This window comes from Exiguobacterium aurantiacum, assembly GCF_001766415.1.
Classification (GTDB): Bacteria; Bacillota; Bacilli; order Exiguobacteriales; family Exiguobacteriaceae; genus Exiguobacterium; species Exiguobacterium aurantiacum_A.
Genome location: NZ_MKXO01000009.1, coordinates 20,456 through 41,012, shown reverse-complemented (window position 1 = coordinate 41,012; position 20,557 = coordinate 20,456). Strand labels below are relative to the sequence as shown.

Below are 20,557 nucleotides of genomic sequence, written 5' to 3'. Positions count from 1 at the left end.
GACCGTCCGCACCGTCAAAAGCCGGAACGCCCGGACTATCAAGAAGTTGACGTCCTTGAAGAAGGCATCGATTTCTTATATGGACGTAATCCAGTAATCGAGGCGCTTCGGAGCGGACGGGATATGAATAAAGTCTTTATCATGGAAGGGCAGCACAAAGGGCCGCTCGCCCAAATTATCGGCATGGCCAATGAGGCCTCGGTACAGATCTCGTTCGTCCCGAAGACGAAGCTTGAAAAGATGGCGGGCAGTGAACACCATCAAGGCGTCGTCGCGGCCGTTGCGGCTTACGAGTATAAGACGCTTGACGATATGTTCGCGCTTGCCGAGTCTAAAGGGGAGACACCGCTCTTTATTTTGCTCGATGAGCTAGAGGACCCGCACAACTTGGGATCGATTTTACGGACAGCTGACGCGGTCGGCGCCCATGGAGTCATCATTCCGAAACGGCGCTCGGTCGGCTTGACGCAAACCGTCGCGAAAGCCTCGACGGGAGCAATTGAATATATCCCGGTCGCGCGTGTCACGAACTTGACGCGGACGCTCGAAGAATTGAAAGAAAAAGGGATGTGGATCGTCGGAACTGACGCGAGTGAGAGTCAAGACTATCGTCGGCTCGATGGGAACATGCCACTTGTCGTCGTCATCGGCAGCGAAGGGAAAGGGATGGGCCGTCTCGTGCGCGAGGCGTGTGACTTCCTCGTCCATATGCCGATGGTCGGTCATGTCACGTCGCTCAACGCTTCGGTCGCGGCCGCACTTCTTCTGTATGAGGTGCATCGCTCTCGTAATCCGTTATCATGAGCCTGAAAAAGCGAGAATTACTCCTCGTCGATGGCTATAACATCATTGGGGCGTGGCCGCATCTTCGAAAACTGCGGGACATCGACTTCGATCAAGCTCGAAATGACTTGATTGAAGCGATGGCCGAGTATCAGGCCGCTACAGGCCGCATGGTGACGGTCGTCTTTGATGCCCACATGCGCTATGGGCGCGAGTCGATCCAGAAGCGGAGCCGGGTCGAGGTCGTCTATACGAAGGAGAACGAAACGGCGGATGAGTGGATCGAACGGCGGGCCCATGAACTCGTGGACGATCGTTTAGTGACGTTATTCGTCGCCACAAACGACTTTACCGAGCAATGGGTCATCTTCGGTCAAGGTGCCCTCCGTGTCCCAGCGACCGAACTATTAAAGGATTGGAAGCAAGCGAAAGTGGCGATTGAGCAAGAGCGTCAGACGCTCGCGAGCGACCGGTCCAATCGAAAAACAATCGATATCCCGCCCGACGTCATGGCCCGTTTTGAAGAAATGCGGCGCCGTAAGTCGAACGGTGAGGATTCTCACTGACGAGTTCATACAATGGACTCGTTTTTTGTTTTTAGTTTGACATTTTTTTGGAAAGAAATGTTGTATACTATTAGTTGTATGAGCTACACCATATCTAATTGACGGAATTTTTCGAAATTTATTTGACGGTCGTTTTGTATGACGCCTATAATAAGAGCACTAACTTACATAGTTCATTATCAATTGCCGGGGGGTATGAAACATGAACGGATGGCCATACGAGCAGTTTGAAACGATGTCAGACGAAGAGCTCGTCTCTCTAGCGCGGAATGAAGGGGATAGTGATGCGCTCGAGTTTTTGATTGAACGTTACCGTTACTTCGTGCGGGCGAAGGCGCGGTCTTACTTTTTGATTGGCGCCGACCACGAGGATATCGTCCAAGAGGGAATGATCGGTCTGTATAAAGGCGTGCGTGACTATCGGGATGAACGCCTCGCGTCGTTTAAGAGTTTTGCCGAGATGTGTATCACCCGTCAGATGATCACGGCGATTAAGACGGCGACGCGTCAGAAGCATATTCCGCTCAACTCATACGTCTCGCTCGACAAGCCGATCTTTGACGATGAGTCTGACCGGACGTTGCTCGACGTGATTTTGCCTCCGCATCCGAACGATCCGCAAGACTTGCTCGTCACGCGGGAAGAACAACTGTTCATGGAAGAGAAGATGGATGAGCTCCTCAGTGACTTGGAACGAAAAGTGCTTCGTCTTTATTTGGATGGCCGTTCGTATCAAGAAATCTCTGACGACCTTGACCGTCACGTGAAGTCGATCGATAACGCCTTGCAGCGCGTGAAGAAAAAATTCGAGCGGCATGTTGACGTTAAAATGCTGACGAGTTAACTCGTATTGACCGCACGCCTCCTATGTGATACTTTTAAGGCAGCGCCTTGTCCGTAGACGCCATTTACAGGAGGCGTTTTTTTTTCGCTCTTTTTTAATATGGAGCTGTCGAAAGGGGCGCTTATGGATGGCAAAGAAAGTAAGTCTCGAGTGCGCGGATTGCGGGTCAAGAGTTTACTCGACGACCAAGAAAGATGATGTGCAGACGCGGCTCGAGCTGAACAAGTTCTGCCGTCGTTGCAATGCGCACACAACACATCGAGAATCAAAGTAACGTAGATTGGCATTCAACGTAGGAGGAAGCTACCATGAACTTTTTGCGCGATGTATGGAAAGAGTTAAAGAAGACGAGTTGGCCGACTCGTAAAGAGCTCACAAAATATACCATCACAGTCATCGCGACGGTCGTCGTGATCGGCCTGTTCGTGTTCGGCGTAGATACTGGTGTCAGTTATCTCGTCAACCTATTGATTAACTAAGGAAAGAGGTGAAAGCCGTGGAGAAACAATGGTTTGTTGTCCAGACGTACTCTGGCTTTGAGAACAATGTCAAAGAAAACCTAGAACGTCGAATCGGTTCGATGAACATGGAAGATAAAATTTTCCGCGTCCTCGTTCCGACCGAAACAACGCAAGAAGAAGTCACGTTGAAGAGTGGCGAAAAGAAAATTAAAGAGCGTGAAGTGAAAAACTTCCCTGGATATGTCTTCGTCGAGATGATTATGACAGACGATTCATGGTATGTTGTTCGTAACACGCCAAACGTAACGGGCTTCCTCGGATCAACCGGGGGCGGCGCCAAGCCGATCCCGCTCCAGCCTGACGAAGTGACGAACGTCCTTTCGCAGATGGGTCTGATCGAGAAGAAAGACCGTTATAACTATGAGCTTGGCGATCTCGTTCGTGTCAAAGAAGGCGCGTTCGAGAACTTTGAAGGTACGATTGATGAGATCGAAACTGACAAAGAGAAGCTCAAAGTCGTCGTCGACATGTTCGGCCGCGAAACAAAAATTGAGCTTGATTTCGAACAAGTTCAGAAAATTAACTAAAACCCACTTGCCATTCTCGGAAACGGATGGTACAATCGGAAATGTTTGATGTTGTGCTATATTTCAGTACAAACTCGACCTAATAGATTGAGTGGGAGGGCGCACAACGTCCAAGAAACCACATTTTAGACTTAAGGAGGTGTGTCTCGTGGCGAAAAAAGTTACTAAACTCGTTAAACTTCAAATCCCTGCTGGTAAAGCTAACCCAGCACCACCAGTTGGTCCAGCACTTGGTCAAGCAGGTGTTAACATCATGGGATTCTGTAAAGAGTTCAACGCTCGTACACAAGACCAAGCCGGATTGATTATTCCTGTAGTCATTACGGTATACGAAGATCGTTCGTTTACATTCATTACGAAAACTCCACCAGCTGCAGTTCTTTTGAAAAAAGCTGCTGGTATCGAGAGCGGTTCAGGAGAACCGAACCGTAAGAAAGTAGCAACGGTTAAGCGTGATAAAGTTCGCGAAATCGCTGAACTTAAAATGCCTGACCTTAACGCAGCGTCTGTAGAAACAGCGATGCTTATGGTTGAAGGTACTGCGCGCAGTATGGGTATTGTAATCGAAGACTAATTTATTAGTCTCTGGGATTGTCGGTGCATATTTTGCTCACCTTCAATCCCTTCATTATGTGGGAGGAAATTCCGCTAACCACAAGGAGGAAAAGAATCATGGGTAAAAAACACCAAGAAGCAGCTAAGCTTGTTGATCGCACGAAGTCTTACGACCTCGCAGAAGCGGTTGAACTCGTTCAAAAAACTGCAACAGCTAAGTTCGATGAAACAATCGAAATTGCTGTCCGTCTCGGCGTAGATCCGAAGAAAGCGGACCAACAAATCCGCGGTGCCGTTGTACTTCCACACGGTACTGGTAAAACACAAAAAGTTCTCGTCTTTGCAAAAGGCGAAAAAGTTAAAGAAGCTGAAGCGGCTGGCGCTGACTTCGTCGGCGACGCTGAGTACATCACTAAAATCCAACAAGGATGGTTCGACTTCGATGTTATCGTTGCGACACCTGACATGATGGGTGAAGTTGGTAAACTCGGTCGCGTTCTCGGACCAAAAGGCCTCATGCCTAACCCGAAAACAGGCACAGTCACGTTCGACGTTGCGAAAGCAATCGCGGACATCAAAGCTGGTAAAGTTGAGTACCGTGTTGATAAAGCCGGTAACATCCACGTACCAGTTGGTAAGAAGTCATTTGAAGCAACAAAACTCTCTGAGAACATCGAGACTATCCTCGAGACACTCATGAAAGTTAAGCCTGCTACTGCAAAAGGAACTTACCTCAAAAACATCGCGCTTTCTTCGACAATGGGTCCTGGTATCCGTGTCGCGACTGCCGATTTCATCAAGTAATTCACTTGAAATAAACTGTTGACAACGTGTGATGCCGCTGTTAAAGTAAAACACGTTCAACCGAATATGTTGGATTACCGCAGACAGAAGGTGGACATCGGTCCGTAAACCCTTCCGAGGTGTCTTTGCTCGAACTTGAGCCTGTTGTCACAGGTTTACTTTCAAACAATTACGCCCTCGTATGTCTTCATACGAGGGATTTCTTTTTGGAGAGCAGCCTCTCGTCCGGTATAAGAATTGACTAGGAGGTGCACAAACATGGCAAGCGAAAAAATCGTAGCTCAGAAATCGGTACTCGTTGATGAAATCGCTGAGAAAATGCAAGCAAGCGTTGGAACGATCGTTGTTGACTACCGTGGACTTACAGTTGAAGAAGTGACTACACTCCGTAAAACACTTCGTGACGCTGGAATCGAGTTCAAAGTATACAAAAACGGTCTCCTTCGTCGCGCGGCGACTCAGTCTGGTTATGACGGTCTCGATGAAGTCTTCACAGGTCCTACTGCAATCGCGTTCTCGAAAGAAGACGTTATTGCTCCAGCGAAGATCTTGAACGACTTCTCAAAAGAGCACAAAGCGCTCGAACTTAAAGGCGGAATCATCGAAGGCAAAGTAACTTCACTCGAAGAAGTTAAAGCCCTTGCAGAACTTCCATCACGCGATGGTCTTCTCTCGATGCTTCTCAGCGTCCTTCAAGCTCCGATCCGCGGGCTCGCAATCGCAACAAACGCAATCGCAGAACAAAAAGAAGAGCAGTCTGCTTAATCTTTGTCGCGTAGCGTAAAAAAACTTTTTACAACATCAAAGGAGGAAAACCATAATGGCTTTCAACAAAGAGCAATTCATCGAAGACCTCAAATCAATGACGGTTCTCGAACTTAACGAACTCGTAAAAACAATCGAAGAAGAATTCGGCGTATCAGCAGCAGCTCCAGTAGCAGCAGCAGGTGCAGGCGCAGCAGTAGCTGAAGAGCAAACTGAATTCGACGTAATCCTCACAAGCGCAGGTTCTGGTAAGATCAACGTAATCAAAGCAGTACGTGAACTTACTGGCCTCGGTCTTAAAGAAGCAAAAGCACTCGTTGACGGAACTCCGGCTCCAGTCAAAGAAGGCGTTTCTAAAGAAGATGCAGACGCAGTTAAAGCTAAGCTTGAAGAAGCTGGCGCATCTGTCGAAGTTAAGTAATCTAACTTTTACTTCACAACGTATAGAAGCTCGCTATGGCGAGCTTCTTTTATTTCCTTGAAGAGTGGGTTAGGAGGTTCAATGCATGGGAGATCATTACTATACGAACGATCCGAGTTCGAAAAGTGCCCCTGAGACGTGGACGTATGAGTTGCGAGGGAAGATGTATCGCTTCACCTCGGACCGCGGCGTGTTCTCGAAAGGATCGGTCGATTTTGGGTCACGTCTCTTAATCGAGTCATTTGAAGTGCCGGAAGTTGAAGGTCGCATTTTAGATGTAGGCTGCGGCTACGGTCCGATGGGGATCTCGCTTGCCGACGCCTCTGGGCGTGAAGCGCTTCTCGTCGACGTGAACGAACGAGCGCTTGCCTTGTCAGAGCAAAACGCCGCCCAAAACGGGGTGACGATCGAAACACGGCTTAGCCACGCATATGATGGAGTCGGAGGCGAGCAATTTGCCGCTATCGTGACCAATCCGCCGATTCGGGCCGGGAAGCAAGTGGTTCACACGATTTTAAGAGATGCGTACGCGCATCTCGTCATAGGCGGGGCACTCTACGTCGTCATTCAAAAGAAACAAGGAGCGCCTTCTGCTAAGAAGTTGCTTGAAGATGTGTTCGGTCAGGTCGAGACGGTTGCCAAAGACAAAGGCTATTTTATTTTCCGGGCAATTCGCTCTTGACAAACGGTTGAGTCTTGTTGACTCGCTATAACGTATATGCTAACATTATAAAATGCCATTGGAATGGAATTCGCCTTGAATTGCCGCGTTTGCCGCTTTTTAGACGCGGAAAAAGGGCGACATTCAATGACAATGTTCGATTATTACGCCCGAAAAATTCGATAGAGAATTGGGGGTCTGAGAGGTGAATCAGTTGACTGGTCAACTTGTTCAGTACGGTCGTCACCGTCAGAGAAGAAGCTTTGCCCGTATCAGTGAGGTATTAGAGCTTCCGAATTTGATTGAAATTCAAACTGCTTCTTATGAGTGGTTCTTACGTGAAGGATTGAAAGAGATGTTTACCGACATTTCGCCAATCTCCGACTTCACTGGAAACCTCGTGCTTGAGTTCATCGATTACTCGCTTAGCGAGCCGAAATATTCGATTGATGACTCGAAGGAGCGCGACGTCACTTATTCTGCGCCATTGCGCGTGAAAGTACGTCTGCAAAACAAAGAGACAGGTGAGCTTAAAGAACAAGAAGTATTCATGGGTGATTTCCCGATTATGACAGAGTCGGGAACGTTTATTATTAACGGCGCAGAACGCGTCATCGTTTCCCAGCTTGTTCGTTCGCCGAGCGTCTATTACAATTCTAAACTCGATAAAAACGGTAAACGTGGTTTCGGTGCAACAGTCATCCCGAACCGTGGAGCATGGCTCGAACTTGAGACAGATGCTAAGGATATCGTTTATGTTCGTATCGACCGTACCCGTAAGATCCCGGTAACGGTGTTGTTGCGTGCTCTCGGATTTGGTACGGACCAAGAAATTATCGACCTTCTCGGGGATGATGAATATCTTCGGAACACCCTTGAAAAAGATAATACCGAGTCGACAGAGAAAGCGTTGATCGAGATTTACGAGCGTCTCCGCCCTGGTGAACCACCAACGGTTGAAAACGCGAAATCACTTCTCGTCTCACGTTTCTTTGACCCGAAACGCTACGACCTCGCAAACGTTGGTCGTTATAAGATGAACAAAAAACTTCATCTTAAAAACCGTCTCTTCGGTCAGAAATTGGCCGAGACGCTCGTTGACCCAGAGACAGGCGAAGTGATCGCCGAAGCTGGAACAATCCTCGACCGTCGCAACTTAGACCGCGTCCTTCCGCATTTGGAAAACGGTCTCGGTTACATGGACGCTGAGCCAACTGGCGGCGTTGCTGAAGGTGAGCCGTTTGGTCTCCAATCGATTAAAGTCATCTCACCGGATGACCCGGATGGAGAGCGTGTCTTGAACATTATCGGTAATGGCAACATCGACCGTAGCATCAAGCACGTCACACCAGCGGATATCATTGCATCGATCAACTACTTCTTCAACTTACTTCACGAAGTCGGAACAACAGATGACATCGACCACTTAGGAAACCGTCGTCTTCGTTCAGTCGGAGAACTTCTCCAAAACCAATTCCGTATCGGTCTTTCTCGTATGGAACGTGTCGTAAAAGAACGGATGTCGATTCAAGATCAAAATGCGATCACACCACAGGCGCTGATTAACATCCGCCCGGTAATCGCATCGCTGAAAGAGTTCTTCGGTAGCTCGCAGTTGTCACAGTTCATGGACCAAACAAACCCGCTCGCAGAGCTCACGCATAAGCGTCGTCTCTCTGCACTCGGACCGGGTGGTTTGACACGTGAGCGTGCCGGCTTCGAAGTTCGAGATGTTCACTATTCGCACTACGGTCGGATGTGTCCAATCGAAACACCTGAAGGACCGAACATCGGTCTCATCAACTCGCTTTCATCTTTTGCGAAAGTAAACGAGTACGGTTTCATTGAGACACCGTACCGCCGAGTCGACCCAGAAACAGGTCTCGTCACGAGCGAGATTCAATATATGACGGCGGATGAAGAAGATCTCTACGTCGTCGCCCAGGCGAACATGCCGCTCACTGAAGACAGTTACTTTGCAAACGAGCAAGTCCTTTGCCGCTTCCGCGGACAAAACTTGTCAGTTGAGCCAAGTCGAGTCGACTACATGGACGTTTCGCCGAAACAGGTTGTTTCTGCGGCAACAGCATGTATCCCGTTCCTTGAGAACGATGACTCGAACCGTGCCCTCATGGGAGCGAACATGCAACGTCAAGCTGTACCACTCCTTCAACCAGACTCGCCGATTATCGGTACTGGTATGGAGTACGTGTCAGCGAAAGACTCTGGGGCCGCGATTATCGCGAAATACCCAGGTGTCGTCGAGCGTGTCACAGCGCGTGAAATCTTGGTCCGCCGCACGTCTGACGTGAATGGAACAACGGTTTCAGGTGACCTTGACCGCTACAAACTTCAAAAGTACGTTCGTTCGAACCAAGGAACGTGCTATAACCAAAAGCCGATCATCGCTGCTGGTGACCAAGTCGAAAAAGGAGAAATCCTTGCTGACGGTCCATCGATGGATATGGGTGAGCTCGCGCTCGGTCGTAACGTCGTTGTCGCCTTCATGACTTGGGACGGTTACAACTATGAGGATGCGATCATCATGAGTGAGCGCCTCGTGAAAGATGACGTCTACACTTCGATTCACATCGAGGAGTATGAGTCAGAGTCACGAGACACGAAACTCGGACCTGAGGAAATCACACGTGATATTCCGAACGTCGGTGATGACGCGCTTCGCAACTTGGACGATCGTGGGATCATCCGCATTGGTGCGGAAGTGAAAGATGGCGATATCCTCGTCGGGAAAGTCACGCCTAAAGGTGTAACTGAACTGACGGCGGAAGAGCGTCTCTTGCATGCGATCTTCGGTGAGAAAGCCCGTGAAGTCCGTGATACGTCACTCCGTGTACCAAACGGCGGCGACGGCATCATTTTGGACGTCAAGGTGTTCGACCGTGAGAACGGCGACGAACTTTCACCGGGTGTGAACCAAATGGTTCGTGTCTACATCGTTCAAAAACGTAAGATTCACGAAGGGGATAAGATGGCGGGACGTCACGGTAACAAAGGTGTTATCTCGCGGATCCTCCCTGAAGAAGACATGCCATACATGCCAGACGGCACACCGATTGACATCATGCTTAACCCACTCGGTGTACCATCGCGGATGAACATCGGTCAGGTACTTGAACTCCACCTTGGAATGGCGGCTAAAAAGCTCGGCATCAAAGTGGCGACACCTGTATTCGATGGCGCACGTGAAGAAGACGTATGGGCAACGATTGAAGAAGCTGGAATGGACAAAGATGCCAAGACTCGTCTCTATGACGGTCGTACTGGTGAACCGTTCGATAACCGCGTCTCGGTCGGTGTCATGTATATGATCAAACTTGCGCACATGGTTGATGATAAACTTCACGCTCGTTCGACAGGACCATACTCGCTCGTTACGCAACAACCGCTCGGTGGTAAAGCACAGTTCGGTGGACAGCGCTTCGGTGAGATGGAAGTTTGGGCACTTGAAGCGTACGGCGCAGCCTACACGCTCCAAGAAATCCTTACAATCAAGTCGGATGACACGGTTGGTCGTGTGAAAGCATACGAAGCAATCGTGAAAGGCGAGAGCGTTCCGAAAGCGGGCGTTCCTGAATCGTTCCGCGTCTTGATCAAAGAGCTTCAAGCGCTCGGTATGGAAGTCAAGATGATGTCTGTGGACGACGAAGAAGTTGAAATGAAAGATGAAGATGACGACAACATCCCGAACGCAACATCGGCGTTAGAACAAGTCGTTCAACCGACTGTTACGGAAGAGGAATAAGGCGAAAAGGGAGGTCGGCCCCTTGGTAGATGTTAATCGATTTGAATATATGAAAATCGGCTTGGCTTCACCCGAAAAGATCCGTTCGTGGTCTTACGGGGAAGTCAAAAAGCCGGAAACAATCAACTATCGTACACTCAAACCAGAGAAGGACGGACTGTTCTGTGAACGAATCTTCGGTCCTACGAAAGACTGGGAATGTTACTGCGGGAAATACAAACGAATCCGTTATAAAGGAGTCATTTGTGACCGCTGTGGCGTTGAAGTGACGAAAGCGAAAGTGCGTCGCGAACGTATGGGCCACATCGAGCTCGCGGCTCCGGTTTCGCACATCTGGTACTTCAAAGGGATTCCAAGTCGAATGGGGCTTGTTCTCGATATGTCACCGCGTGCGCTCGAAGAAGTAATCTACTTCGCGTCGTACGTCGTGACAGAACCAGGTGACACTCCGCTCGAGAAGAAACAACTTCTCTCGGAAAAAGAATTCCGTCTCTACCGTGAGAAGTACGGTAGTGACTTTAAAGCAGACATGGGTGCGGAAGCGATCCGGACACTCCTTCAAGACGTACAACTCGAGAAGGAAGTCGGAGAACTCCGCGAAGAATTGAAGACAGTTCAAGGCCAACGTCGTACACGTGCGATCAAACGTCTTGAAGTGCTCGATGCGTTCTTCACGTCGGGGAATGATCCAGATTGGATGATCCTCGAAGTACTTCCTGTCATTCCACCTGAGCTTCGCCCGATGGTGCAGCTCGATGGTGGGCGCTTTGCGACTTCTGACTTGAACGATTTATATCGTCGAGTCATCAACCGTAACAACCGTCTCAAACGTTTGCTCGATCTCGGCGCGCCGAACATCATCGTGCAAAACGAGAAGCGTATGCTTCAAGAAGCGGTTGACGCCCTCATCGACAACGGTCGTCGTGGTCGTCCGGTAACAGGTCCAGGTAACCGTCCACTTAAGTCGCTTTCACATATGTTGAAAGGGAAACAAGGTCGTTTCCGTCAAAACCTTCTTGGTAAACGGGTCGACTACTCAGGACGTTCGGTTATCGTCGTTGGACCGAACTTGAAGATGTTCCAATGTGGTCTCCCGAAAGAGATGGCCCTTGAACTCTTCAAACCGTTCGTGATGAAAGAACTTGTCGGTCGCGGGATCGCGTCGAACATCAAGAACGCCAAACGCAAAATTGAGAAGATGCAACCAGAAATCTGGGGCGTCCTCGAAGAAGTCATTCGTGAGCATCCGGTTCTCTTGAACCGTGCCCCTACACTTCACCGTCTAGGGATTCAAGCTTTCGAACCGATTCTCGTCGAGGGCCGTGCGATTCGTCTACACCCACTCGTATGTACGGCTTACAACGCCGACTTTGATGGTGACCAAATGGCGGTCCACGTACCACTTTCAGCCGAAGCGCAAGCAGAAGCTCGTCTCCTCATGCTCGCTGCACAGAACATCTTGAACCCGAAAGATGGTAAACCAGTTGTTACACCATCGCAGGATATGGTCCTCGGTAACTACTACATCTCGCTTGAACGCGACGATGCCATCGGACAAGGGAAAATTTTGTCGAACGTCAACGAAGCGCTCATCGCGTATCAAAATGGATACGTCCACTTGCATACACGTGTCGCCCTTCCAGCACGTACGCTCAACAACCCGACGTTCACAGCGGAGCAAAATGAGAAAATGTTAATCACGACAGTCGGTAAGATGATCTTTAACGAGATCTTGCCGAACACGTTCCCATACTTGAACGAACCGACGATGGAAAACTTGCAGGAAGCAACGCCTGATAAGTACTTCATCGAAAAAGGTGCCAACGTCGCGGAAGAAATTGCCGCACGTCCACTCATCGAACCGTTCAAAAAAGGATTCCTTGGTAAAGTCATCGCGGAAGTGTTCCAGAAGTTTGAAACGACTGAAACGAGCCGCATGCTTGACCGGATGAAAGATCTCGGCTTCAAACACTCGACTAAAGCGGGTGTGACGGTCGGAATCGCCGATATCATCGTTCTTCCGGACAAACAAGAAATCCTTGATGAAGCGCAAACTCAAGTCGACCAAATCATGAAGTCGTTCCGTCGTGGTCTCATCACTGAAGATGAGCGTTACGAGCGCGTTGTACGCTCTTGGAACGAAGCGAAGGACGAGATTCAATCGCGATTGATGAAATCCCTCAACCGCTTGAACCCGATCTTCATGATGTCTGACTCAGGTGCCCGTGGTAACGCGTCCAACTTCACGCAGCTCGCAGGGATGCGTGGTTTGATGGCCGCTCCATCTGGCCGCATCATCGAACTTCCAATCAAATCGTCGTTCCGTGAGGGACTAACGGTTCAAGAATACTTCATCTCAACGCACGGTGCGCGTAAAGGTCTTGCCGATACAGCCCTTAAAACGGCTGACTCAGGTTACTTGACGCGTCGTCTCGTCGACGTTGCCCAAGATGTCATCATCCGTGAAGAAGATTGTGGAACGGACCGCGGAATCCGCGTTGCCGCTCTCCGCGAAGGCACGGAAGAAATCGAAAACTTGTATGACCGCCTCGTCGGCCGTACAGCGTTCGAGACAGTGGCACATCCGGAAACGGGTGAAGTCATGATTGAGAAGAACCAATTGATCACAGAAGATATCGCCCGCGACATCGTCGACGCTGGTATCGAACGAGTTGAAATCCGTACAGCCTTCACATGTAACACGTCACACGGCGTATGTAAGAAGTGCTACGGCCGTAACTTGGCGACCGGCTCGAACGTTGAAGTTGGCGAAGCAGTCGGAATCATCGCCGCGCAATCAATCGGTGAGCCAGGAACGCAGCTTACAATGCGTACCTTCCACACAGGTGGGGTAGCCGGAGATGATATCACGCAAGGTCTTCCACGTATCCAAGAGGTATTCGAGGCTCGTAACCCGAAAGGTCAAGCGGTCATCTCGGAAATTCCTGGTACGGTCATCGACTTTACCGAGTCGCGTGACAAGCGGGAACTCACGGTCGAAGGACTCAGTGAGACTCGTACGTACACGATTCCGTTCGGAGCGCGTTTACGCGTTCAGATCGGCGACACGGTAGATGCCGGGGAAGTCTTCACGGAAGGTTCGATCGATCCGAAAGAATTGCTCACCGTCCGTGGTGTGTCTGGTGTCCAAAACTATCTTCTTCAAGAAGTTCAAAAAGTATACCGGATGCAAGGGGTAGAAATCGGCGACAAACACGTCGAAGTCATGGTTCGCCAAATGCTTCGTCGCGTCAAAGTCATCGAGTCAGGTGACACGCCACTTCTCCCTGGTTCACTCGTCGACATCGGCGTCTTCAAAGAAGCGTGTAAAGATGTACTTCGCGTAGGTAAGAGCCCAGCAACGGCGAAACCGGTCCTTCTCGGAATCACGAAAGCGTCGCTTGAGACAGATTCGTTCCTCTCGGCCGCTTCGTTCCAAGAAACGACTCGCGTGTTGACAGACGCTGCCATCAAAGGCAAACGCGACTATCTTCTCGGACTCAAAGAGAACGTCATCATCGGTAAACTCGTGCCAGCTGGTACAGGGATGCCGGTATACCGTGACGTTAAACTTAAAGAAGATGCGTCGAAAGCCGTCCTCGAAGACGCGAACGTCGAGTAAAAACGTCTTGACAGCACTCTTTGGCGGTGCTACTATGATTTAGTGCCGCCAATCGGTTGTTGTCGATGACAATGGTGTCCAGCAGTCGGCAAGCTACTTGGACGTTAACCGATCTTTCTACGGAAAGGTTTGGCTGCTATTATTGCCACTTTCAAGGTATAACTCACGTTTTTGCGAGGTCATGGAATGCCTACGCCTCGTAAAAGCGTTTCGTTATGACCTTAAATGAACCACCCGGGTCGGTGGGTCTAGAAAATAGCATAATTCAGGAAGGGAGGATCTTCAAAGATGCCTACTATCAACCAGTTAGTCCGTAAAGGACGCAAATCGAAAGTCGTTAAATCTGACTCTCCAGCACTTAACAAAGGTTACAACAGTTTCATCAAGTCACAAACAAACGTGAGCTCACCACAAAAACGTGGTGTTTGTACACGTGTTGGTACAATGACTCCGAAGAAACCGAACTCGGCTTTACGTAAGTATGCCCGTGTTCGTTTGACTAACCAAATCGAAGTGACTGCGTACATTCCAGGTATTGGCCACAACCTTCAAGAGCACAGCGTTGTTCTTATCCGCGGAGGACGTGTAAAAGACTTACCAGGAGTACGTTACCACATCGTTCGTGGTGCACTTGACACTGCAGGTGTGGACGGACGTATGCAAGGCCGTTCTAAATACGGTACGAAACGTCCGAAAGCTGCGAAGAAGTAATTCTCGCAAACTAAACTACTGAAATTTTGAAAGGAGGGTACTCGGATGCGTAAAAACCGTGCAGAACGTCGTGACGTTATCGCAGATCCGATCTACAACTCGAAATTGGTAACTCGCCTCATTAACCGTGTCATGTTAGACGGTAAAAAAGGTACAGCTCAAACTATCATTTACAACGCATTTGGTCTCATCGCTGAACGCTCAGGCAAAGAGCCTATGGAAGTGTTCGAAGAAGCAATGACAAACATCATGCCTGTACTTGAAGTTAAAGCTCGCCGTGTAGGTGGAGCAAACTACCAAGTTCCTGTTGAAGTTCGTCCAGAACGCCGTACGACACTTGGTCTTCGTTACCTCGTGAACTACGCTCGTCTCCGCAACGAGAAGACGATGGAGCAACGTATCGCGAATGAAATCATGGATGCAGCCAATAACACTGGTGCTTCTGTTAAGAGACGCGAAGACATGCATAAGATGGCAGAAGCGAACAAAGCGTTTGCTCACTATCGTTGGTAAGTTAAACGTAAAGACCACTCCACGTCACCAAGCGGTGGCTTAATGGAGTGGCTTTCGGGTATAATCATATCGTGTGCCAGCACACGAAAAACACATGCGGAAGGAGAATACCCAGTATGGCAAGAGAATTCTCCCTAAAGAATACTCGTAACATCGGGATCATGGCTCACATCGATGCCGGTAAAACGACTACAACTGAACGTATTCTTTATTACACAGGTCGTATCCACAAGATTGGTGAAACTCATGAAGGAGCTTCACAAATGGACTGGATGGAGCAGGAGCAAGAGCGTGGAATCACGATCACTTCTGCAGCGACGACTGCACAGTGGAATGGCCACCGTGTAAACATCATCGATACACCTGGACACGTAGACTTCACAGTTGAAGTTGAACGTTCACTCCGTGTACTTGATGGCGCAGTTGCTGTACTTGACGCTCAGTCAGGTGTTGAACCACAAACAGAAACTGTATGGCGTCAAGCGACAACATACGGTGTTCCACGTGTCGTATTCGTCAACAAGATGGATAAGATTGGTGCGGACTTCATGTACTCGGTGAAAACACTTCACGAACGTTTGCACGCTAACGCACACCCAATCCAACTTCCAATCGGCGCAGAAGATGAATTCAAAGGAATCATCGACCTCGTCGAAAGAAAGACATACATGTACTCGAACGACCTCGGTACTGACATCGAAGTAACAGAAGGCTTCCCAGCTGATATGGCTGACCAAGCTGAAGAACTTCGTGGTCGCTTGATCGAAGGCGTTGCGGATTACAACGAAGATTTGATGATGAAATACCTCGAAGGCGAAGAGATCTCAATCGAAGAACTCAAAGCTGGTATTCGTCAAGCAACACTTAGCGTTGAATTCTATCCTGTACTTGTAGGTTCGGCCTTTAAAAACAAAGGTGTTCAATTGATGTTGGACGCTGTTGTTGATTACCTCCCATCACCAGTTGATGTCGAGTCAATCAAAGGAATCAACCTCGATACAGAAGAAGAAATCACGCGTGAACCTTCTGACGAAGCGCCGTTCTCGGCACTTGCGTTCAAAGTCATGACTGACCCTTACGTCGGTAAATTGACATTCTTCCGTGTGTACTCTGGTACAGCACAAGCTGGTTCGTATGTGAAGAACTCGACTAAAGGGAAGCGCGAGCGTCTCGGTCGTATCCTTCAAATGCATGCAAACAGCCGTGAAGAAATTCCAATGGTATTTTCTGGTGACATCGCCGCTGCTGTTGGTCTTAAAGATACAACGACTGGTGACACACTTTGCTCAGAGAAAGACAACGTCGTTCTCGAGTCAATGACATTCCCAGAACCGGTTATCTCGGTCGCAATCGAGCCTAAATCGAAAGCAGACCAAGACAAGATGGGTCAAGCCCTCGCGAAACTCGCAGAAGAGGATCCAACTTTCCGCACTGAAACAAACCAAGAGACTGGTCAAACGATCATCTCTGGTATGGGTGAGCTTCACCTTGATATCCTCGTTGACCGTATGCGTCGCGAATTCAAAGTCGAAGCAAACGTCGGTGCACCACAAGTTGCTTACCGTGAGACAATCCGTAGCGCTGCGAAGATCGATTCGAAATTCGTACGTCAATCGGGTGGACGCGGTCAGTACGGTCACGTTGTCGTTGAATTCGAACCGAACGTAGAAGGTGCTGGATTCGAATTTGAGAACAAGATCGTCGGTGGTGTTGTTCCACGTGAATACGTACCAGCTGTTCAAAACGGTATTCAAGAAGCTCTCGAAAACGGTATCCTCGCTGGTTACCCAGTAGTTGACGTTAAAGCTGCCCTCGTCTTCGGATCGTACCACGATGTCGACTCGAACGAGATGGCGTTTAAAGTTGCTGCTTCGATGGCGGTCAAACAACTTAAGGAACAAGCGAAAGCTGTCATCCTTGAGCCAATGATGCGTGTTGAAGTTGTCATCCCAGAAGAATACTTGGGAGACATCATGGGTGACGTCACGTCACGCCGTGGACGCGTAGAAGGTATGGAAGCTCGCGGTAACGCACAAGTCGTTAAAGCGATGATTCCACTTTCGGAAATGTTCGGATATGCAACGTCACTCCGTTCACGTACGCAAGGACGTGGAACGTACTCGATGCACTTCGACCACTACGAAGAAGTACCGAAGTCAATTGCAGAAGAAATCATCAAAAAAGCGAACGGCTAATAACGGTTGTAACGCTGAAATGATTGTTGTAAGCTAAGGAGGACGTATGTTAAAAGTAGCCTACGTCTTCCTAGTTAAATAAAAAATTAATTGTCTATAGAGGAGGAATCTAGAATGGGTAAAGAAAAATTCGACCGTTCTAAACCGCACGTTAACGTTGGTACAATTGGCCACGTCGACCACGGTAAAACAACTTTGACTGCAGCGATTTCAGCTGTACTTTCAAAAGCACAAGGGAAAACAGCTACAAAGTTTGACGCAATCGATGGTGCTCCAGAAGAGCGCGAGCGCGGTATCACAATCGCAACAGCTCACATCGAGTACGAAACTGAAAAACGCCACTACGCACACGTTGACTGCCCAGGTCACGCTGACTATGTTAAAAACATGATCACTGGTGCTGCACAAATGGACGGCGCGATCCTCGTTGTTTCGGCAACAGATGGCCCAATGCCACAAACACGTGAGCACATTCTTCTTTCACGTCAAGTAGGTGTTCCTTTCATCGTAGTATTCATGAACAAAGTTGACATGGTTGACGACGAAGAGCTTCTCGAACTCGTTGAGATGGAAATCCGTGAACTTCTTTCTGAATATGACTTCCCAGGCGACGACCTCCCTGTAATCAAAGGTTCAGCTCTTGGCGCGCTTAACGGCGAACCACAATGGGAAGAAAAAATCATGGAACTCATGAACGCAGTTGATGAGTACATCCCTGAGCCTGTTCGTGACACGGACAAAGACTTCATGATGCCAGTTGAGGACGTATTCTCAATCACTGGTCGCGGTACTGTAGCGACTGGTCGTGTTGAGCGTGGTATTCTCCGCGTCAACGACGAAGTTGAAATCGTTGGTCTTACAGAAGAAACTAAGAAAACTGTATGTACTGGTGTAGAGATGTTCCGTAAGCTTCTTGACTATGCAGAAGCTGGCGACAACATCGGTGCTCTTCTCCGTGGTGTATCACGTGAAGACATCGAGCGTGGACAAGTACTTGCTAAACCAGGTACAATCACTCCGCACTCTAAATTCAAAGCTTCAATCTACGTTCTTTCTAAAGAAGAGGGTGGCCGTCACACGCCATTCTTCGCGAACTACCGTCCGCAGTTCTACTTCCGTACAACTGACGTAACAGGTATCGTTCACCTTCCAGAAGGTACTGAAATGGTAATGCCAGGAGACAACATCGAGTTGACGATCGAATTGATTTCTACAATCGCGATCGAAGACGGAACACGTTTCTCAATCCGTGAGGGTGGCCGTACTGTAGGTGCTGGTTCGGTAACAGAAATCGTCGAGTAATCGATGTCTTAAGCAGTCCGCATTTGCGGGCTGCTTTTTTGTTTTTTGAAACGAAGTGATAGGATAGGAGATAGGATTGTAGGAAGGAGAATCGATGATGGAAAAGCAAGTGGAGACGCTTTGCCGGTTGAACGGCGTTGCCTGCCGCTTTGGCGGGTCAAGTTTACTCAAGCATCACGGAATCGTCGAGACGGCGCGTGACTTGGATCTATTCGTTGAGCCTGACCAGTTCGAGACGATTGACCGTGTGCTCAGCCGTGCCGGAAAAAAAGAAGAGTCTGGTCCGCACGACGAGTATATGACGACGTACTTTGGCGAATATACGTTTGAAGGCCAGGACATCGACGTGATGGCTAGTTTTCGGATGCGTTGCACGGACGGGATTTATACGCATCCTTACATTGAACCGGACGAGAGTTGGATGCATCTTGAAGAGTGGGTCGTCCTCTATTCAGTGATGGGGCGGGAAGAGAAAGTCGACAAGCTGCACGAATACTTTATGACGCACCCGTTCAACAACTCGATTGTGCAAACGTGTTTGAAACGAGCTCCGGCATCGGTCGTCGAAGCCGTCACTGAGCAGTTTAAAGAGTATATGAAACGCTAGGAAGAGTTGGCATGGGCCTTCTTTTGAAAAATAGTTCAACAAAAGAAGGAAAAGAACTTGCAAAAGGATTCGAATCTTGTTACATTAGTGAACGTTGAACAACTCATCAGACATCCGGCACGATCGAAAAAAATCAAATCTTGCATTTGTTTTGCAGATTCGATATAATGATTAAGTGTTTGTGCGAGTGGTGAGAGACTTTACAGCAGAAAATGGGTCCTATCGTTGAATTGCAATGATCGGATGCCTCTGCTGACACAAGCACGCTGCGATGAAGCGGGAGGTTATGACACGCCAGGCAGCTTTGCCATGGCCGGTGTGGAAATTTCCGCTGAGAACTGTCTATTTTTAAAAGTAGGCGACAAAGGAGGGAAACTTACATGGCAAATGAAAAAATCCGTATTCGCTTAAAAGCATACGACCATCGCGTTCTCGATCAATCAGCTGAGAAAATCGTTGAAACTGCGAAACGTTCAGGTGCGAAGGTCTCGGGCCCAATCCCGCTTCCAACTGACAAATCGATCTACACGATCCTTCGTGCGGTCCACAAGTATAAAGATGCTCGTGAACAGTTCGAAATGCGTACACACAAACGCTTGATCGACATCGTTAACCCAACACCAAAAACGGTTGATGCGCTTATGCGTCTCGAATTACCATCAGGTGTTGACATCGAAATCAAACTTTAATTCTTCATATAGTAGATACTAGCCAGAAGAGACAATAATTATTAAACAGGAGGTGTATCTCATGGCTAAAGGAATCTTAGGAACAAAACTTGGTATGACTCAAATCTTCAACGAAGCAGGCGAAGTCGTACCGGTAACAGTAGTTGCTGTCGAAGGAAACGTCGTGCTTCAAGTTAAAACACTTGAAACAGACGGTTACGAAGCAGTTCAACTCGGTTTTGGAGACATCAAAGAATCACGTCAAAACAAACCGGCAAAAGGTCACGCTGCGAAAGCAAGCGCGACACCTAAGCGCTTCATGAAAGAAATTCGTACTTCAGTAGAAGGATACGAAATCGGTCAAGAGATCAAGGCGGACATTTTCGCTGCAGGTGAATTAGTGGACGTAACAGGTACTTCAAAAGGTAAAGGATTCCAAGGTGCGATTAAGCGTCACGGACAATCACGTGGACCAATGTCCCACGGTTCGCGTTACCACCGTCGCCCTGGTTCAATGGGTCCTGTAGCGCCTAACCGCGTATTTAAAGGGAAGCTTCTTCCTGGTCAAATGGGTGGCGAGCGTAAAACGATTCAAAACCTTGAAATTGTCAAAGTTGACGTGGAACGCGGCCTTGTACTCGTTAAAGGCGCAATCCCAGGCGCTCGTAAATCGAACGTCATCATCAAGACAGCTGTCAAAGGTAACTAATTAACTGCACGGAAAGGAGG

General features: G+C 48.7%; 20 protein-coding genes and 1 other annotated feature. All 20 genes read left to right on the top strand.

The annotated features are described in order from the left end of the window. The first annotated feature begins 66 nt into the window (after positions 1-66). The 20 genes from rlmB to rplC all read left to right on the top strand — a co-directional run bounded on the left by rlmB (position 67) and on the right by rplC (position 20,537). Entirely contained in the window at positions 67-804 is a 738-nt protein-coding gene (gene rlmB, locus BJU60_RS13085; RefSeq protein ID WP_035386115.1) for a 23S rRNA (guanosine(2251)-2'-O)-methyltransferase RlmB, read from the top strand. After that, complete coding sequence (locus BJU60_RS13080; RefSeq protein ID WP_070329254.1) at positions 801-1,349, top strand: YacP-like NYN domain-containing protein; 549 nt, start codon at positions 801-803, stop codon at positions 1,347-1,349. Before rlmB ends, BJU60_RS13080 begins: the two co-directional genes overlap by 4 nt. A 202-nt stretch (positions 1,350-1,551) precedes the next feature. Then, positions 1,552-2,193 carry an RNA polymerase sporulation sigma factor SigH gene (gene sigH, locus BJU60_RS13075; RefSeq protein WP_070329253.1) on the top strand — a complete coding sequence of 214 codons (642 nt, stop codon included), beginning with the start codon at positions 1,552-1,554 and terminating at the stop codon, positions 2,191-2,193. Between the two features lie 127 nt (positions 2,194-2,320). Further along, entirely contained in the window at positions 2,321-2,467 is a 147-nt protein-coding gene (gene rpmG, locus BJU60_RS15065) for a 50S ribosomal protein L33 (RefSeq protein WP_083274150.1), read from the top strand. A gap of 34 nt (positions 2,468-2,501) precedes the next feature. Then, complete coding sequence (gene secE, locus BJU60_RS13070; protein ID WP_012727692.1) at positions 2,502-2,672, top strand: preprotein translocase subunit SecE; 171 nt, start codon at positions 2,502-2,504, stop codon at positions 2,670-2,672. Positions 2,673-2,689: 17 nt separating this feature from the next. Then, positions 2,690-3,241, top strand: a complete 552-nt coding sequence (gene nusG / locus BJU60_RS13065) for a transcription termination/antitermination protein NusG (RefSeq protein ID WP_016508920.1) — start codon at positions 2,690-2,692, stop codon at positions 3,239-3,241. Between the two features lie 148 nt (positions 3,242-3,389). Beyond that, positions 3,390-3,815: a 50S ribosomal protein L11 gene (rplK, locus tag BJU60_RS13060; protein ID WP_070329252.1), complete on the top strand. Its 426-nt coding sequence runs from the start codon at positions 3,390-3,392 to the stop codon at positions 3,813-3,815. A 98-nt stretch (positions 3,816-3,913) separates the two neighbouring features. Further along, a complete protein-coding gene (gene rplA, locus BJU60_RS13055) occupies positions 3,914-4,600 on the top strand; it encodes a 50S ribosomal protein L1 (protein WP_083274148.1) in 687 nt (228 codons plus the stop codon). Between the two features lie 59 nt (positions 4,601-4,659). After that, positions 4,660-4,813: a sequence feature (ribosomal protein L10 leader region), on the top strand. 45 nt (positions 4,814-4,858) lie between these two features. After that, on the top strand, positions 4,859-5,365 hold the full coding sequence (rplJ, locus tag BJU60_RS13050) for a 50S ribosomal protein L10 (protein WP_070329251.1): 507 nt from the start codon (positions 4,859-4,861) through the stop codon (positions 5,363-5,365). 55 nt (positions 5,366-5,420) lie between these two features. Next, the gene (rplL, locus tag BJU60_RS13045) at positions 5,421-5,786 is read left to right on the top strand and encodes a 50S ribosomal protein L7/L12 (protein ID WP_070329250.1); all 366 of its coding nucleotides are present in this window, start codon (positions 5,421-5,423) and stop codon (positions 5,784-5,786) included. An 85-nt stretch (positions 5,787-5,871) separates the two neighbouring features. After that, a complete protein-coding gene (locus BJU60_RS13040; protein ID WP_070329249.1) occupies positions 5,872-6,468 on the top strand; it encodes a class I SAM-dependent methyltransferase in 597 nt (198 codons plus the stop codon). 193 nt (positions 6,469-6,661) lie between these two features. Then, positions 6,662-10,210 carry a DNA-directed RNA polymerase subunit beta gene (gene rpoB / locus BJU60_RS13035; RefSeq protein WP_070329266.1) on the top strand — a complete coding sequence of 1,183 codons (3,549 nt, stop codon included), beginning with the start codon at positions 6,662-6,664 and terminating at the stop codon, positions 10,208-10,210. 22 nt (positions 10,211-10,232) lie between these two features. After that, positions 10,233-13,832 carry a DNA-directed RNA polymerase subunit beta' gene (gene rpoC, locus BJU60_RS13030; protein ID WP_070329248.1) on the top strand — a complete coding sequence of 1,200 codons (3,600 nt, stop codon included), beginning with the start codon at positions 10,233-10,235 and terminating at the stop codon, positions 13,830-13,832. 288 nt (positions 13,833-14,120) lie between these two features. Further along, positions 14,121-14,543, top strand: a complete 423-nt coding sequence (gene rpsL, locus BJU60_RS13025) for a 30S ribosomal protein S12 (protein ID WP_012727683.1) — start codon at positions 14,121-14,123, stop codon at positions 14,541-14,543. Positions 14,544-14,588: 45 nt separating this feature from the next. Beyond that, positions 14,589-15,056, top strand: a complete 468-nt coding sequence (rpsG, locus tag BJU60_RS13020; RefSeq protein ID WP_016508928.1) for a 30S ribosomal protein S7 — start codon at positions 14,589-14,591, stop codon at positions 15,054-15,056. Between the two features lie 116 nt (positions 15,057-15,172). Then, positions 15,173-17,251, top strand: coding sequence for an elongation factor G (gene fusA / locus BJU60_RS13015; RefSeq protein ID WP_070329247.1), 2,079 nt, complete (start codon positions 15,173-15,175; stop codon positions 17,249-17,251). 114 nt (positions 17,252-17,365) lie between these two features. Then, positions 17,366-18,553, top strand: a complete 1,188-nt coding sequence (tuf, locus tag BJU60_RS13010; RefSeq protein ID WP_070329246.1) for an elongation factor Tu — start codon at positions 17,366-17,368, stop codon at positions 18,551-18,553. Positions 18,554-18,650: 97 nt separating this feature from the next. Beyond that, positions 18,651-19,160, top strand: coding sequence for a hypothetical protein (locus BJU60_RS13005; RefSeq protein WP_070329245.1), 510 nt, complete (start codon positions 18,651-18,653; stop codon positions 19,158-19,160). Positions 19,161-19,540: 380 nt separating this feature from the next. Then, positions 19,541-19,849, top strand: coding sequence for a 30S ribosomal protein S10 (gene rpsJ / locus BJU60_RS13000; RefSeq protein WP_016508894.1), 309 nt, complete (start codon positions 19,541-19,543; stop codon positions 19,847-19,849). A 61-nt stretch (positions 19,850-19,910) separates the two neighbouring features. Beyond that, positions 19,911-20,537, top strand: coding sequence for a 50S ribosomal protein L3 (gene rplC, locus BJU60_RS12995; protein ID WP_016508913.1), 627 nt, complete (start codon positions 19,911-19,913; stop codon positions 20,535-20,537). Positions 20,538-20,557 lie beyond the last annotated feature (20 nt).

What these genes read in the sequence shown, in the direction of transcription:
- BJU60_RS13080 (WP_070329254.1), top strand. Translation starts at nt 801, where the DNA reads ATGAGCCTGAAAAAGCGAGAATTACTCCTCGTCGATGGCTATAACATC.
- sigH (WP_070329253.1), top strand. Translation starts at nt 1,552, where the DNA reads ATGAACGGATGGCCATACGAGCAGTTTGAAACGATGTCAGACGAAGAG.
- rpmG (WP_083274150.1), top strand. Translation starts at nt 2,321, where the DNA reads ATGGCAAAGAAAGTAAGTCTCGAGTGCGCGGATTGCGGGTCAAGAGTT.
- secE (WP_012727692.1), top strand. Translation starts at nt 2,502, where the DNA reads ATGAACTTTTTGCGCGATGTATGGAAAGAGTTAAAGAAGACGAGTTGG.
- rplA (WP_083274148.1), top strand. Translation starts at nt 3,914, where the DNA reads ATGGGTAAAAAACACCAAGAAGCAGCTAAGCTTGTTGATCGCACGAAG.
- rplJ (WP_070329251.1), top strand. Translation starts at nt 4,859, where the DNA reads ATGGCAAGCGAAAAAATCGTAGCTCAGAAATCGGTACTCGTTGATGAA.
- rplL (WP_070329250.1), top strand. Translation starts at nt 5,421, where the DNA reads ATGGCTTTCAACAAAGAGCAATTCATCGAAGACCTCAAATCAATGACG.
- BJU60_RS13040 (WP_070329249.1), top strand. Translation starts at nt 5,872, where the DNA reads ATGGGAGATCATTACTATACGAACGATCCGAGTTCGAAAAGTGCCCCT.
- rpsL (WP_012727683.1), top strand. Translation starts at nt 14,121, where the DNA reads ATGCCTACTATCAACCAGTTAGTCCGTAAAGGACGCAAATCGAAAGTC.
- rpsG (WP_016508928.1), top strand. Translation starts at nt 14,589, where the DNA reads ATGCGTAAAAACCGTGCAGAACGTCGTGACGTTATCGCAGATCCGATC.
- fusA (WP_070329247.1), top strand. Translation starts at nt 15,173, where the DNA reads ATGGCAAGAGAATTCTCCCTAAAGAATACTCGTAACATCGGGATCATG.
- tuf (WP_070329246.1), top strand. Translation starts at nt 17,366, where the DNA reads ATGGGTAAAGAAAAATTCGACCGTTCTAAACCGCACGTTAACGTTGGT.
- BJU60_RS13005 (WP_070329245.1), top strand. Translation starts at nt 18,651, where the DNA reads ATGGAAAAGCAAGTGGAGACGCTTTGCCGGTTGAACGGCGTTGCCTGC.
- rpsJ (WP_016508894.1), top strand. Translation starts at nt 19,541, where the DNA reads ATGGCAAATGAAAAAATCCGTATTCGCTTAAAAGCATACGACCATCGC.
- rplC (WP_016508913.1), top strand. Translation starts at nt 19,911, where the DNA reads ATGGCTAAAGGAATCTTAGGAACAAAACTTGGTATGACTCAAATCTTC.